The 13,077-nt window shown below is 65.4% G+C and carries 12 protein-coding genes and 1 tRNA gene; 6 read left to right on the forward strand and 7 right to left on the reverse strand.

Features of this window, described 5'->3' with window-relative positions; genetic code table 11:
- Positions 1–97 precede the first annotated feature (97 nt).
- Positions 98–1,123, reverse strand: a complete 1,026-nt coding sequence (locus C7449_RS05005) for a sugar ABC transporter substrate-binding protein (protein ID WP_108001691.1) — start codon at positions 1,121–1,123, stop codon at positions 98–100.
- Between the two features lie 269 nt (positions 1,124–1,392).
- On the opposite strand from C7449_RS05005, the gene C7449_RS05010 reads away from it, so the two are divergent.
- Together C7449_RS05010 and C7449_RS05015 are read left to right on the forward strand one after the other, a co-directional pair.
- Complete coding sequence (locus tag C7449_RS05010) at positions 1,393–2,619, forward strand: ROK family transcriptional regulator (RefSeq protein ID WP_108001692.1); 1,227 nt, start codon at positions 1,393–1,395, stop codon at positions 2,617–2,619.
- Between the two features lie 185 nt (positions 2,620–2,804).
- On the forward strand, positions 2,805–3,554 hold the full coding sequence (locus tag C7449_RS05015) for a F0F1 ATP synthase subunit A (RefSeq protein ID WP_108002057.1): 750 nt from the start codon (positions 2,805–2,807) through the stop codon (positions 3,552–3,554).
- 38 nt (positions 3,555–3,592) lie between these two features.
- On the opposite strand, the gene C7449_RS05020 is transcribed toward C7449_RS05015, so the two are convergent.
- Entirely contained in the window at positions 3,593–4,624 is a 1,032-nt protein-coding gene (locus C7449_RS05020; protein ID WP_108001693.1) for a hydroxyacid dehydrogenase, read from the reverse strand.
- Positions 4,625–4,704: 80 nt separating this feature from the next.
- On the reverse strand, positions 4,705–5,031 hold the full coding sequence (locus C7449_RS05025) for a hypothetical protein (protein ID WP_108001694.1): 327 nt from the start codon (positions 5,029–5,031) through the stop codon (positions 4,705–4,707).
- Positions 5,032–5,140: 109 nt separating this feature from the next.
- Between C7449_RS05025 and C7449_RS05030 the strand changes: the two genes are divergently transcribed.
- A complete protein-coding gene (locus C7449_RS05030) occupies positions 5,141–5,767 on the forward strand; it encodes a ribonuclease D (RefSeq protein ID WP_108002058.1) in 627 nt (208 codons plus the stop codon).
- Positions 5,768–5,795: 28 nt separating this feature from the next.
- Here C7449_RS05030 and C7449_RS05035 read toward each other — a convergent pair whose 3' ends face one another.
- A complete protein-coding gene (locus tag C7449_RS05035) occupies positions 5,796–6,122 on the reverse strand; it encodes a DUF6665 family protein (protein WP_108001695.1) in 327 nt (108 codons plus the stop codon).
- Between the two features lie 376 nt (positions 6,123–6,498).
- On the opposite strand from C7449_RS05035, the gene C7449_RS05040 reads away from it, so the two are divergent.
- Positions 6,499–8,043 (forward strand): hypothetical protein, encoded by a 1,545-nt coding sequence (locus C7449_RS05040; RefSeq protein ID WP_108001696.1) that lies wholly within the window; start codon positions 6,499–6,501, stop codon positions 8,041–8,043.
- Positions 8,044–8,138: 95 nt separating this feature from the next.
- On the opposite strand, the gene rpsA is transcribed toward C7449_RS05040, so the two are convergent.
- The 3 genes from rpsA to aroA all read right to left on the reverse strand — a co-directional run bounded on the left by rpsA (position 8,139) and on the right by aroA (position 12,051).
- On the reverse strand, positions 8,139–9,845 hold the full coding sequence (gene rpsA / locus C7449_RS05045) for a 30S ribosomal protein S1 (protein WP_108001697.1): 1,707 nt from the start codon (positions 9,843–9,845) through the stop codon (positions 8,139–8,141).
- Positions 9,846–9,957: 112 nt separating this feature from the next.
- Complete coding sequence (gene cmk, locus C7449_RS05050) at positions 9,958–10,587, reverse strand: (d)CMP kinase (RefSeq protein ID WP_108001698.1); 630 nt, start codon at positions 10,585–10,587, stop codon at positions 9,958–9,960.
- Positions 10,588–10,701: 114 nt separating this feature from the next.
- Positions 10,702–12,051, reverse strand: coding sequence for a 3-phosphoshikimate 1-carboxyvinyltransferase (gene aroA, locus C7449_RS05055; RefSeq protein ID WP_108001699.1), 1,350 nt, complete (start codon positions 12,049–12,051; stop codon positions 10,702–10,704).
- 313 nt (positions 12,052–12,364) lie between these two features.
- On the opposite strand from aroA, the gene C7449_RS05060 reads away from it, so the two are divergent.
- Together C7449_RS05060 and C7449_RS05065 are read left to right on the forward strand one after the other, a co-directional pair.
- Positions 12,365–12,754, forward strand: a complete 390-nt coding sequence (locus tag C7449_RS05060) for a TIGR02300 family protein (RefSeq protein WP_108001700.1) — start codon at positions 12,365–12,367, stop codon at positions 12,752–12,754.
- A gap of 144 nt (positions 12,755–12,898) precedes the next feature.
- Positions 12,899–12,974, forward strand: a tRNA-Ala gene (locus C7449_RS05065).
- Positions 12,975–13,077 lie beyond the last annotated feature (103 nt).

The raw sequence follows: 13,077 nt of genomic DNA on the forward strand, positions 1-13,077 counted from the left end.
GAAGGCTGCGCGGTTTTTGCCGTCTTGTCAAAGTCCGCGGCGCGTGGAGGGCGGCCGCAGCCGCCCTCGCGTCACTCCGCCTGACAGGCCTGCGGTTTCAGCCCCAGCACTTGTCCATGCCGGTCTTGACGTCGATCGAATCGACGCCGGCCACCGGCTTGTCGGTGACGAGCGCGACGCCGGTGTCGAAGAAGTCCTTGCCTTCGGTCGGCTTCGGCTTCTCGCCCGTTTCGGCATACTTCTTGATCGCCTCGACGCCGAGCGCGGCCATCATCAGCGGATACTGCTGCGAGGTGGCACCGATCACCCCTTCGGAGACCGCCTTGACGCCCGGGCAACCGCCGTCGACCGAGACGATCAGGACATCGTTCTCCTTGCCGACCGCCTTCAGCGCCTGATAGGCGCCGACGGCCGCCGGTTCGTTGATGGTGTGGATGACGTTGATGTCGGGATCCTTCTGGAGAAGGTTCTCCATCGCCTTGCGGCCGCCTTCCTCGTTGCCGTTGGTCACGTCATGGCCGACGATGCGCGGATCATCTTCATCGCCGATCTTGTTCGGGTCCTTCGGATCGATGCCGAACCCGATCATGAAGCCCTGGTCGCGCAACACGTCGACGGTCGGCTGCGAAGGGGTCAGGTCGAGGAAGCCGACCTTGGCGTCCTTGGCCTTGTCGCCCATGGTGGCTGCGGCCCATTGGCCGATCAGCTTGCCGGCCATCAGGTTGTCGGTTGCGAAGGTGGCGTCGGCGGCGGTTGCCGGGTCGAGCGGCGTGTCGAGCGCGATCACCAGCACGCCCGCATCCTGCGCCTTCTTGACCTGGTCGACGATGGCCTTGGTGTCGGAGGCGGCGATCAGGATGCCCTTGGCGCCGTCGGCGATGCAGGACTCGACGGCGGCTACCTGGCTGTCGTGGTCGCCGTCGATCTTGCCGGCATAGGCCTTCAGCGTCATGCCGAGTTCCTTGGCCTTGGCCGTCGCGCCTTCCTTCATCTTGACGAAGAAGGGGTTGGTGTCGGTCTTGGTGATCAGGCAGGCGGTAATGTCTTCAGCCGCTGCGGGTGATGCGAATGCCACGCCGAGCGCAAGTGCGCCGAGTGTGGCGGCGACAACAGTTTTCTTCATGTAATCCTCCCAAGGACGAAATGGCGATGCCATCAGGCGGACGCCGATGCCGCGCCTGCTCCTCCGCAGGTCCGCGATCGCGCTTCCACGCTCAAGGGAAACATCGAAGGGCGTTCCTGTCAATAAATAAATCGAATTGAATTATTAATTCGATATGGCATGCTTGTCGGAAACAGGGCATAGCCGAAAACGCTGCGACCGTCGGTGGAAGGCGTGGCGTCGAAGGCTCGAATGTAAAAACCCGCGCCCGGTTTCGGGAGGAGAATGACATGTCCGGAAGGACCGCACCGGTGCCGCCGCTGGCGGGTGATCTCGGCCCGTCCGGCGGGTCGAACCAGGTTCGGGTGCGCGCCTATAATGAGCGTCTGGTCATGTCGCACGTCCGCCGCCAGGGCGAGCTTTCGAAGGCGGAGATCGCCCGACGCAGCGGCCTTTCCGCCCAGACCGTCACCGTCATCATGCGTGCGCTCGAGGCCGACGGCCTGTTGATCCGCGGCGCGCCGACCCGCGGCAAGGTCGGCCAGCCCTCGACGCCGATGCGCCTCAATCCCGATGCCGCCTATTCCTTCGGGGTCAAGATCGGCCGCCGCAGCGCCGAACTTGCGGTCATGGACTTTGTCGGACAGGTGCGGCTGCAGGTCCGCCGCATTTATCCCTATCCGATGCCCGACGACATCGTTTCCTTCATCGTCGACGGCATCGCCGAACTGGAGGCGCGCCTGACGCCGGAGCAGCGCGAGCGCATCGCCGGCATCGGCATCGCAACCCCGTTCGAACTGTGGAACTGGGCGGAGGAAGTCGGTGCGCCGCAGGCGGACATGGACCGGTGGCGTGGCGTCGACCTCCAGCGCGAGGTGACCCAACGGGTTGCCCATCCGGTGTTCCTGCAGAACGACGCCACCAGCGCCTGCGCGGCCGAACTCGTCTTCGGTCTCGGCCAGCGCTATCCCGACTTCCTCTATCTGTTCATCGGCTCCTTCATCGGCGGCGGCGTCGTGCTCAATTCAGCGCTCTTTTCCGGACGCACCGGAACGGCCGGGGCGATCGGCCCGCTGCCGGTGCAGCGTCGCGACGGCAAGACGGTGCAACTGCTGAAAATCGCCTCGATCTTCGTCCTGGAGAACCATCTGCGCGCCCGCGGCATCGATCCCAAGCCGCTGTGGTACTCGCCCGACGAGTGGATCGACTTCGGCGAGCCGCTGGAGATCTGGATCCAGGATACGGCCGCGGCCCTTGCCCAGGCGGTGGTCGCGGCCGCCTCCATCATCGACTTCTCCGCCGCCGTCATCGACGGCGGCTTCCCGGCCTGGGTGCGCCGGCGGGTCGTCGCGGCGACCCGCGCCGCCCTCGACGGTCACGACCTGCAGGGCGTGATCATGCCGGAGATCCTCGAAGGCGAGGCCGGCAGCCACGCGCGCACCATCGGCGCCGCCAGCCTGCCGCTTTTTGCTCGCTACCTGCTCGACCAGAACGTGCTATTCAAGGAGCCGACGTAGGTCCTGGGCTTCAAATTGCGAAATCAGCGCCGGTCCCTCAGGGGATGCCGAAACCCGCTGCAGCCTTGGGACTTAATGCCGCACGGTGTTGCCGCCAGCTGGTGTCCATAGTACCCGGGCGCTGCATAGGACGACCTATGCCGCTGCGCTTCATCGGGGACGGCCCCACCAACACGGGGTGGATGATGGCAGGTCCTATCGCACAATTCGAAATCAAATCGCTTGTTGACGTTGCCGAGTTCGGTGCGATCGAAATCGCATTCACCAATTCCGCGGCCTACATGGTGCTGACGGTGGCCACCGCCGGTCTGTTCCTCATCCTCTCGACACATGGCCGTCTGCTGGTGCCTGACCGCTGGCAGGCCGCAAGCGAACTTCTCTACGAATTCGTCGCAAAGACGCTGCGCGACAACGCCGGCGAGAAGGGGGCGAAGTTCTTTCCGCTGGTCTTCTCGCTGTTCATGTTCATCCTGACCGCCAACCTCATCGGCATGTTCCCCTTCGCCTTCACGGTGACCAGTCACATCGTCGTCACCTTCGCGCTGGCGATGCTCGTCTTCCTGACGGTCACGCTCTATGGCGTATACAGGCACGGCTTCCGCTTCTTCCGGCTGTTCCTGCCTGCCGGCGTGCCACTCGTCCTCGCACCGCTGATCGTTCCGATCGAGGTGATCTCCTATCTGTCGCGCCCGGTCAGCCACTCCGTGCGTCTCTTCGCAGTCATGCTGTCCGGGCACATCACGTTGAAGGTGTTTGCCGGGTTCGTCGTCAGCCTCGGCAGCCTCGGCACGCTCGGCCTGTTGGCTGCGGTCGCCCCGCTGATGATGACCGTGGCTCTGACCGCCCTGGAAGTGCTGATGGCGGTGATCCAGGCCTATATCTTCACCATGCTGACCTGCATGTACCTGAACGATGCTCTCCACCCGGGGCATTGAGCAGCCGATGGAGGCGCCCGCAGGCCGGCGATGCGGGGTCAGTTCACGCTGACCGGCTTCGAGCGCATCCGCGAGACCGTCTCGCGTTCGGCGCGCTTGCAGCGCATCGGCGGCAGGTCGCGGTCCATCAGGTCCATGTCCTCCAGCACCATCTCGCCCATCTTCTTGAAGGCGCTGTCGAGCGCGCCGGCCCGGTGGGCCGAGCGGATGAAACCCTTCAGTCGGCGGACCGGGTGGTCGGCCGGCAACGGTTCCTGCGGGTAGACGTCACTTGCCGCAACGATGTGGTCGCCTTCGACTGCGGCCATGAGCGCGTCGAAATCGACGACGTCGGCCCGGCTGAGCAGGATGAACGCGGCGCCCTTGCGCATCCGGGCAAAGGCTTCCGCGCCGAGAAAGCCCCTGTTCTCGCTGGTAACGGCGGCGACGATGAAGACGAAATCGCTCTGCGACAAAACGGTGTCCAGCGGGGCCGGCTCGACGCCCGCCTCCTTCAGGATCGAGGCGGGCAGCCACGGGTCGAACACGCGAACGCGGGGGCGGAAGCCGGACAGCACCCGGTTCAGCGCCTTGCCGAGGTCGCCGAAGCCGACGATGCCCACCTCCGATCCGGATAAGAGGCGGGCCGACGCATTGCCTTCGCCGCCCCAGCGCTCCCGCCCCTCGCGAAAGTCGAGATCGGCATCGATGATCCCGCGCGCCAGGTTAAGCGCCATGGCGAGGCCAAGCTCGGCGACGGGCTCGGCGAACACCTGACCGGTGGTGACGACATGGATGCCCCGTGCAAACAGGATGTCATAGGGCATGTTGTTGATGAGATTGCTCTCGACATTGAGGATGCAGCGCAGTTTCGGCATGCGCGCAAGCGTCTCGGCCGAAAGTGGCGGCTGGCCGATGATGTAGCGCGCCTCCGACAGCACAGCATCACCGAGGCCCGCGATGTCCTCCGGGTCCGCCTCGACGACGCGATAGCGTGTCCGCAGTCGATCCAGCGCCTCCGGCGTGAAGATCAGGTCGAGCGTTCGTGGCTCCGGGGCGCTGATCGCCAGTGGCTTGGTCGTGTCCGTCATCTCTCTCCTCCCGCATGACAATGCTCGGTGCTTCCGACCGCTTGATAGCATGAAATGATAGAGTGAGCCTGCCCGCCGACCTACCAGCCGATGCCGCGGAGATCCCGCTCGCGCGAAGGCGGCGGATTGCGGCTGCTGTAGGTGAAGCCCCCTTGCGTGCAGGTATAGACCGGCTGGCGGAATTCTCCCCATCGCCTCGGCTCGGCGTCGTCATAGCGCTGCGAGCAGACGACCTCGTTCTTCTCGGCTCGTTCTTCCGGCTCCGTGACGCCGGGCAGGTCGGTGAACGGATAATTTCGCTGGCCGGAGAAGGCGCCAGCCCCTTGGGCCAGCGCCGGCGAGACCGCTATCGGCAGGCAAAGGGTGGCGGCCAGTGTGGTAGCTCGGAGTGTGTTGCGCAGTTTCATGTCGGTCCATTCGTCGCGCCAGGCGTAAAATCATGGATGCGCAGTACCCCGGCGGGCGAACTTGCGATATAGCGCATTCACGTTTGTGCGGTTTCATGTGGGGTTTTCGATGGCGAATGCAATCCGATATCACGAGGGCGACATTCCGGCCGCCGACGCGGCGCGCTATACCGGCGCGATCGCAATCGACACCGAGACACTCGGCCTGATCCCGCGCCGCGACCGGCTGTGCGTCGTCCAGCTGTCGCCCGGCGACGGCACGGCCGACGTCATCAAGATCGCCGCGGGGCAGACGCGCGCGCCCAATCTCGTCGCCATGCTGAGCGATCCGTCGCGCCAGAAGATCTTTCATTACGGCCGCTTCGACATCGCCGTGCTATTCCACACCTTCGGCGTCACTTGCGCGCCGGTGTTCTGCACCAAGATCGCCTCGCGCCTGACCCGGACCTACACCGACCGGCACGGCCTGAAGGACAATCTGAAAGAGATGCTGGACATCGATATCTCCAAGCAGCAGCAGTCCTCGGACTGGGCCGCCGAGACCCTTTCGCAGGCGCAGCTCGAATACGCAGCCTCCGACGTGCTGCACCTGCATGCGCTGCGCGACAAGCTGATGGCGCGGCTGGTGCGCGACGGTCGGCTCCAGCACGCCGAGGCTTGCTTCGCCTTCCTGCCGACCCGGGCCAAGCTCGACCTGCTCGGCTGGGAAGAGACCGACATCTTCGCCCACAGCTGAGAAGTCGCCCCTCCGGAAGGGGCAGTCGCTATGGCGCCTTCCGGACGATCCCGACCCGCGCCAGCACCTCCTTGGGAATGTCGTAACGGCGGACGACATCGCGCTGATCGCGCAGGCCGCAGATCTCGCGCTGGATGAAAAAGGCCCAGACGGCGTCCGCCGCCGCGTCGAGCATGTCGTTCCGCCGCTGCGGGTCGTTGCCGACATCGTCCGCCCGCAGGCGCTCGAGCGCCTTTTCGACTTTCAGTCCGTGGCGGCCGAGCGCATCGGCCCGCTCGGCCATCAACTCGTATTCGAGCACGTTGACGCCGGAGAAGGCCGGGCGGCCTAGCGACTGCGGTGGACGGACGGACATCGGGCTCTGCACTCCTTTGCGCGGGCGAAACGCCGGCAAGCCGGGGCAGTGGCGAATTGTCGATGATCCGCCCCCAAACGGCAAGGCCTTGCCGCCGGTTTCCGCCGCTGCCTGTTGGCGGCGACGGTTAATTTGAAATTAACCATGCGGTGCCATCTCTGGGCCGAAGCGCTCAACACGATGCAGACCGATATCACGGGTGCCGGGTCACCACCGCTCGTCCAATGGGCGGGCATGATGCCTTCCCAGCCTGATCATGGATCATTGGAGAGGTCGGACGGAGATGGCGATGCTGCCGCGCATTGCGATGCCAGTCACAGCCCCGGTCCCGCCACCGCAGGAGCCGGTGAGCAGCCCCCCGTCGGGCCAAGGTCGCATGACTCCCGAAGCGCTGGCCAATCTCCGCGCCGCGGTGCTGCTGCGGCTTCTCGAGGCGATGATGCGCCAGATCGAACGCAGTGGCGATGCCAACGATGCGGCGCTGCAACTGCTCGGCGTTCTTTTTGAGGCCTTGAAGGAGCTGCCGGGACGCAACGGCGGCGATGACGAAGCCTCCAGGCGCCTGACGAACCTGCTGGGGCGGCTTCCGCCCGAACTGCGGCCGCGAATGGAACGATTGCTGGCGGCGGCCTTCTCCGGCGTGCCGACGCGCGTGCTGATGGAGAGCATCCGCAATCCGGGCGGTCCGGACGCAGGCCGATTGGCTCAGACGCTGCTGAAGGCCGCGGACGGGATGGCAAGCGTTGAACGGTCGCCTGCGTCGCGCGGCAGTGACCTGTCCGCGGCCAGATTCACGCTGCCGGTCACCTGGGGGAAGGAGGGCACTTACCTGCCGCCGGAGGCGGCGAACGGCGCCTCGGGCGATGGCCGCGCCCTGCAAGCCGCCCTTCGCCGGCTGTTCGGGGGCGGAGCCGAGCCGCATTCGGGCCGAGTGAGGCAGGCTGGCGGTTCCGGCGCTGCCGCGCCGCCGACCGCCTTGCGCAATCCTCACGAATCCCCAGAGCGACCGCCGGTGGGCGCGCGGGTCAATGATCGGCAAGGGGAGGGGGCGAGGCCGGCCAACGCCAATCGGTCCGGCGGTGACGGCACTGTGCCTGCCGGCCGGAGCCTGGAGCCGGGCAGGCTGCCGCGCATGGGACTTGGCAGCGGCCGCGATGCCGGCAAGACTGCCGGTGCGCCCCAATACTTGCCCCCAGACGTCACGCCAGGTGCTGCAGCGCAAGTTCATGGCCGCGCAGGCCATGACGGGATGCTGCGCCTGATGGCTCAGATCGTGGCGAAACTCAGCGAAGACGACGCGCTGATCCTGCGCCTGATTTTGCAGGCACCCCTGCCGGAATTCGCCGCCTCGGCCGAACTGCCGTTGCCGGGCGCGAACGAGGAGTCCGAAGCCCGCCGCGCCGGCGCCGGAGCGCAGGCCGGTGGCGCAAAAGGATCCGACTTGCCGGCCGATCCCGCCTCGAAGGCGGCGCAGGGCAATGTGGACGCCGCCTCGGCGGCGGCGGTTTCGCGGCAGAAGGACAACGCCGAGCCACTGCCGAAGTCCGCGGCCGGGGCTGCGGCTGGGGAACAACCCGCACGAGCGGCTGCAGGCGCCCCGATCGGACCGGACCGTCCGGCAGAGCGTCTGCCGATGGCTTTCGTTGGCCGTGAAGCGATGCCGGTTCCCTTCGTGCCGTATCCACCCTCGCAGGACGACGTGATTACCCGCAAGGATGCGGGGCGCGACGAAGACGACGGGGCGATGCAGGATGACAGCGGCGACGAAGAGAATGAAAAGCAGGACGCGCGGCACGGCGAAGGGGATGAGCCGTCGCAGCAAGAGAGCCATGCCGGCGAGCCCATCGGCCTGGCCGACGAGCATGACGCGCCCGATCCGGGCTTCGCCTTCTACGGGAACCTCGGCGACGACTGGACCTGAGCACTCTCGTGCTGCGCTGACGGATCACCTCCCGAGAACGAAAAAGCCCGCGGGGATCGCTCCCCGCGGGCTTCTAAATTTGCGTGACGCAGCGATTACTCGGCGTTGCCGCGGTTCTTCAGGGCAGCACCCAGGATGTCGCCGAGCGAAGCGCCCGAGTCGGAAGAGCCGAACTGTGCGACGGCTTCCTTCTCTTCGGCGATTTCCAGCGCCTTGATCGACAGCTGGATCTTGCGGTCCTTCTTGGAGAAGTTGGTGACGCGAGCGTCGACCACCTGACCGACCGAGAAGCGCTCCGGACGCTGTTCATCACGATCGCGCGACAGGTCGGCGCGGCGGATGAACGCGGTGATGTCCTCGTGGTCGACCAGCTTCACTTCGATGCCGCCGTCGTTGACCGCGGTGATTTCGCACGAGACGACTGCGTTCTTGCGCAGGTCGCCGGAAGCGGCAGCGTCGCCGACCGAATCACGGCCGAGCTGCTTGATGCCGAGCGAGATGCGCTCCTTGTCGATGTCGACGTCGAGAACGACAGCCTTGACGACGTCGCCCTTGTTGTACTCCTCGATGACCTGCTCGCCCGGACGGTTCCAGTCGAGGTCGGAGAGGTGGACCATGCCGTCGACGTCGCCATCGAGGCCAATGAACAGGCCGAATTCGGTCTTGTTCTTGACTTCGCCTTCGACTTCGGTGCCAGCCGGATGGCTGTGCGCGAAGGCTTCCCACGGGTTCTCGAGCGTCTGCTTGAGGCCGAGCGAGATGCGGCGCTTGGTCGGGTCGACTTCGAGAACGACCACGTCGACTTCCTGGCTCGTGGACAGGATCTTGCCGGGATGTACGTTCTTCTTGGTCCAGGACATCTCGGAGATGTGGATCAGGCCTTCGATGCCCGGCTCCAGCTCGACGAACGCACCGTAGTCGGTGATGTTCGTAACCGTGCCGGAGATCTTCTTGCCGGTCGGGTACTTCGTGCCGATGCCATCCCACGGATCGCTCTCGAGCTGCTTCATGCCGAGCGAGATGCGGTGGGTTTCCTGGTTGATGCGGATGATCTGAACCTTGACCTGCTGGCCGATGGACAGGATCTCCGACGGATGGTTGACGCGGCGCCAGGCCATGTCGGTGACGTGCAGCAGGCCGTCGATGCCGCCGAGGTCGACGAACGCACCGTAGTCGGTGATGTTCTTGACGACGCCGTCAACAACCTGGCCCTCTTCGAGGTTCTGAACGATTTCAGAACGCTGCTCGGCGCGGGACTCTTCGAGAACCGTGCGGCGCGAAACGACGATGTTGCCGCGGCGCTTGTCCATCTTGAGGATTTCGAAGGGCTGTGGGTTGTGCATGAGCGGGGTGACGTCGCGGATCGGACGAATGTCGACCTGCGAACGCGGCAGGAAGGCAACGGCGCCGTCGAGATCGACGGTGAAGCCACCCTTGACCTGGTTGAAGATGACGCCTTCGACGCGCTCGCCAGCTTCGAACTTGACTTCGAGCTTGGCCCAGCTCTCTTCGCGGCGAGCCTTCTCGCGCGACAGGACGGCTTCGCCGAGTGCGTTTTCGATGCGCTCGACATAGACCTCGACCTCGTCGCCGACCTTCAGCGTGCCGTCCTTCGACTTGGCGCCGAATTCCTTGAGCGCGATGCGGCCTTCGACCTTGAGGCCGACGTCGACGATGGCGACGTCCTTCTCGATGGCCGTGACGATCCCCTTGGCGACATAGCCTTCGGCGAGATCGTGGGTTGCGAAGGACTCCTGCAGCAGGGCTGCGAAATCTTCGCGCGTGGGATTGGCTTGGGACATGAAATCTCCTGATGTGCCGAAAGGCACGGGCGCCGGGGGTTAGCGTTAACAACGAACGAGGCACGTCCGCTTCCTGTATGGAAGCAAAACCGGCGCGGGGACGGCAGTCGCTCTAGTGCTTAAGGGCGGCGTCGATGATCGCTTTCGCCGCCGAAAACGCCGCCTCTATACTCATTTTCGAAGTATCGAGCAAGTGCGCGTTGTCGGCCGGCCGCAATGGGCTGTCGGCGCGCCCCATGTCGCGTTCGTCGCGGCGGCGCACGTCCTCGTAGATGGCGTCGTACTCTGCCCTGCCGCCAGCGGCGATGATCTCGTCGTAGCGCCGGCGGGCGCGGACGTCGGCCGACGCGGTGACGTAGAGCTTGACGGTGGCATCCGGGCAGACAACCGTTCCGATGTCGCGGCCGTCGAGAACGGTTCCGGGCTGGCGCGCGGCGAACGCCCGCTGCGCCTCGACCAGGGCGCGGCGGACGGACGGCATGACGGCGATCCTTGAGGCGGCCTCGCCGATTTCGTGTGCGGAAAGGACGCCTCGATCGAGGCCGGAAAGATCAAGATTGCGCGCGACGTCGGCGGCGACCGCTTCGTCGTCGAGCGGCAGGCCCCGGTCGAGCAGGGCCTTGGCGGTCGCCCGGTAGGTCAGCCCGGTGTCCAGGTGATGGAAGCCATACGCCTCGGCAATCTGCCGGGACAACGTGCCCTTGCCCGCCGCCGCCGGACCATCGATGGCAATCGTCGTCATTGCATATCCCCGCGCCACATCGTCATCACGGAACCAGCTGAGTGGAGGCCGGGCACGATGCCATGCCGCGACCATCCCCGGCTTCAGAGTGGAGCATGCTGTCCGCTCCGCAATTCAACTGTCGATCCTGGCCCCGAGCCCGGCCATCAGGCCCATGAATTCTGGGAAGCTGGTGGCGATCATCGTCGCGTCGTCCACCGTCACCGGATGCTCCGACACGAGCCCCATCACCAGGAAGCTCATGGCGATGCGGTGGTCGAGGTGGGTCGCGACGGCTGCGCCCGATGCGTTGCCGAGCCCCTTGCCGTCCGGACGACCGCGCACGACGAGCGAACTCTCGCCTTCGTCGCAGTCGACGCCGTTGAGCTTGAGCCCGTCGGCAACGGCCGAAAGGCGGTCGCTCTCCTTCACCCGCAACTCCTCCAGCCCGTTCATCACCGTCGTGCCTTCGGCGAATGCGGCGGCGATCGCGAGGATCGGGTATTCGTCGATCATCGACGGCGCCCGGTCTTCCGGCACGGTAACGCCCTTCAGTGTGGAGTGGCGCACGCGCAGGTCGGCCACGTCCTCGCCGCCGGCCAGCCGTTCGTTCAGCACCTCGATGTTCGCGCCCATCTCCTGCAGCGTCAGGATCAGCCCGGTGCGGGTCGGGTTCATCAGCACGTTGAGGATGGTGACGTCCGAACCGGGGACGAGCAGGGCTGCGACCAGCGGGAAGGCAGTGGAGGAGGGGTCGCCCGGAACGTCGATCACCTGGCCGGTGAGCTTGCCCTGGCCTTCGAGCCGGATCGTGCGCACGCCGTCCGCATCGCTCTCCACCGTCAGGTTGGCGCCAAAACCCTGCAGCATCTTCTCGGTGTGGTCACGGGTCATCACCGGCTCGATCACCGTGGTGATGCCGGGCGTGTTGAGACCGGCAAGCAGCACGGCGGACTTCACCTGGGCCGAGGCCATCGGCACGCGATAGGTGATCGGCGCCGGCGTGCGCGGCCCGCGCAGCGTCACCGGCAGCCGGTCGCCGTCGGCGGCCTTCACCTGCACGCCCATTTCGCGCAACGGATCGAGCACGCGCCCCATCGGCCGCTTGGTCAGCGAGGCGTCGCCGATGAAGGTGGTGTCGAAATCGTAGACGCCGACGAGGCCCATCATCAGGCGGCAGCCGGTGCCGGCATTGCCGAAGTCGAGCGGTGCCTCGGGGGCCAGCAGCGCGCCGTTGCCGACGCCGTTGATGATCCAGGTGTCGCCGTCCTTGCGGATCTTCGCGCCCATCGCCTGCATCGCCTTGCCGGTGTTGATGACGTCCTCGCCCTCGAGCAGGCCGGTGATGCGCGTCTCGCCGCTGGCCAGTCCGCCGAACATGAAGCAGCGATGGGAAATCGACTTGTCGCCCGGAATGCGGACGGTGCCGGAAAGGGCGTTCGACTTGCGGGCGGTTGCGGGCTTTGCCGCGGCACCATGCGACATGGGCGGATTCCTCTTCAGAACGTGCGGTCGGCGGCCGGGCGCGGCCCCGTCCGCAAACGCGTCTGTGCCAGGTACTGTCCGGTTACCGGAATTTTCGGCTTGCTATCATAAAGCATAAGGAGCGTCATCCTCTCGCGGGCGAAATACCCACCCTGCGTGCAGTGCGTGCCGCAAGCCCCGCAAAAGTCGCTGCAGTTAGGCTTTGACAGCGGCAGGCAAGACGATTATGGGGACCGGCTAATTCATTTCGCCGATCATCTCGCCGGCTACCCGGCTTCGCCGAAAATATTCGGCCATTCAAGAGGCTTTGACTGTGGCAAAACCGGAACTTGGAACAAAGCGCATCGACCCGGAGACGGGCCGGAAGTTCTATGACCTCAATCGCGACCCGATCGTGTCGCCCTATACCGGCAAGTCCTATCCGCTCTCCTACTTCGAGGAGACCTCCGCCGCCGCCGTGCTCGAGAAGGACGAGGACGAAGAGGTCAGCGAAGTCGATACCGAGAACCCCGAAGTCGAACTGGTCTCGCTCGAGGATGCCGACGACGAGGCTGCGGGCGGCGACGACCTGCCGGACCTGGGCGACGACGACGTCGAGATGGGCGATGACGACGACGACACCTTCCTCGAGCAGGACGAGGACGACGACAACGACGACATGACCGGCATCATCGGCGTCACCGGTGACGACGAGGAAGCATAACCTTTTGATACTCCGGCCGAATCTAAAAATATTCGGCCGGAGCGGATTTTTCGGCTTGCCATCTTCGGAAACCAGAAGTATGAAGCCGCCACCGCCCGGGAACACCGGTCGGTATCCCGGAACCGGCCACGCCGGACCCTTGATGGGGCTATAGCTCAGCTGGGAGAGCGCTTGCATGGCATGCAAGAGGTCAGCGGTTCGATCCCGCTTAGCTCCACCAAAACAAGTTTCCCTCTCTCCGCAAGAACAAACCTGGTCCGAGACGATCTGGTGTCGCCTGACGGCAGTCGACGTCGTGTCTCAACGTATCGTGGCATAAGCCG

This window comes from Mycoplana dimorpha (genome assembly GCF_003046475.1).
GTDB classification, from domain to species: Bacteria; Pseudomonadota; Alphaproteobacteria; order Rhizobiales; family Rhizobiaceae; genus Mycoplana; species Mycoplana dimorpha.

Bases quoted from the DNA above. Each gene is read 5' to 3' on its own strand.
- C7449_RS05005 (WP_108001691.1), bottom strand. From the start codon at position 1,123: ATGAAGAAAACTGTTGTCGCCGCCACACTCGGCGCACTTGCGCTCGGC.
- C7449_RS05010 (WP_108001692.1), top strand. From the start codon at position 1,393: ATGTCCGGAAGGACCGCACCGGTGCCGCCGCTGGCGGGTGATCTCGGC.
- C7449_RS05015 (WP_108002057.1), top strand. From the start codon at position 2,805: ATGGCAGGTCCTATCGCACAATTCGAAATCAAATCGCTTGTTGACGTT.
- C7449_RS05020 (WP_108001693.1), bottom strand. From the start codon at position 4,624: ATGACGGACACGACCAAGCCACTGGCGATCAGCGCCCCGGAGCCACGA.
- C7449_RS05025 (WP_108001694.1), bottom strand. From the start codon at position 5,031: ATGAAACTGCGCAACACACTCCGAGCTACCACACTGGCCGCCACCCTT.
- C7449_RS05030 (WP_108002058.1), top strand. From the start codon at position 5,141: ATGGCGAATGCAATCCGATATCACGAGGGCGACATTCCGGCCGCCGAC.
- C7449_RS05035 (WP_108001695.1), bottom strand. From the start codon at position 6,122: ATGTCCGTCCGTCCACCGCAGTCGCTAGGCCGCCCGGCCTTCTCCGGC.
- C7449_RS05040 (WP_108001696.1), top strand. From the start codon at position 6,499: ATGACTCCCGAAGCGCTGGCCAATCTCCGCGCCGCGGTGCTGCTGCGG.
- rpsA (WP_108001697.1), bottom strand. From the start codon at position 9,845: ATGTCCCAAGCCAATCCCACGCGCGAAGATTTCGCAGCCCTGCTGCAG.
- cmk (WP_108001698.1), bottom strand. From the start codon at position 10,587: ATGACGACGATTGCCATCGATGGTCCGGCGGCGGCGGGCAAGGGCACG.
- aroA (WP_108001699.1), bottom strand. From the start codon at position 12,051: ATGTCGCATGGTGCCGCGGCAAAGCCCGCAACCGCCCGCAAGTCGAAC.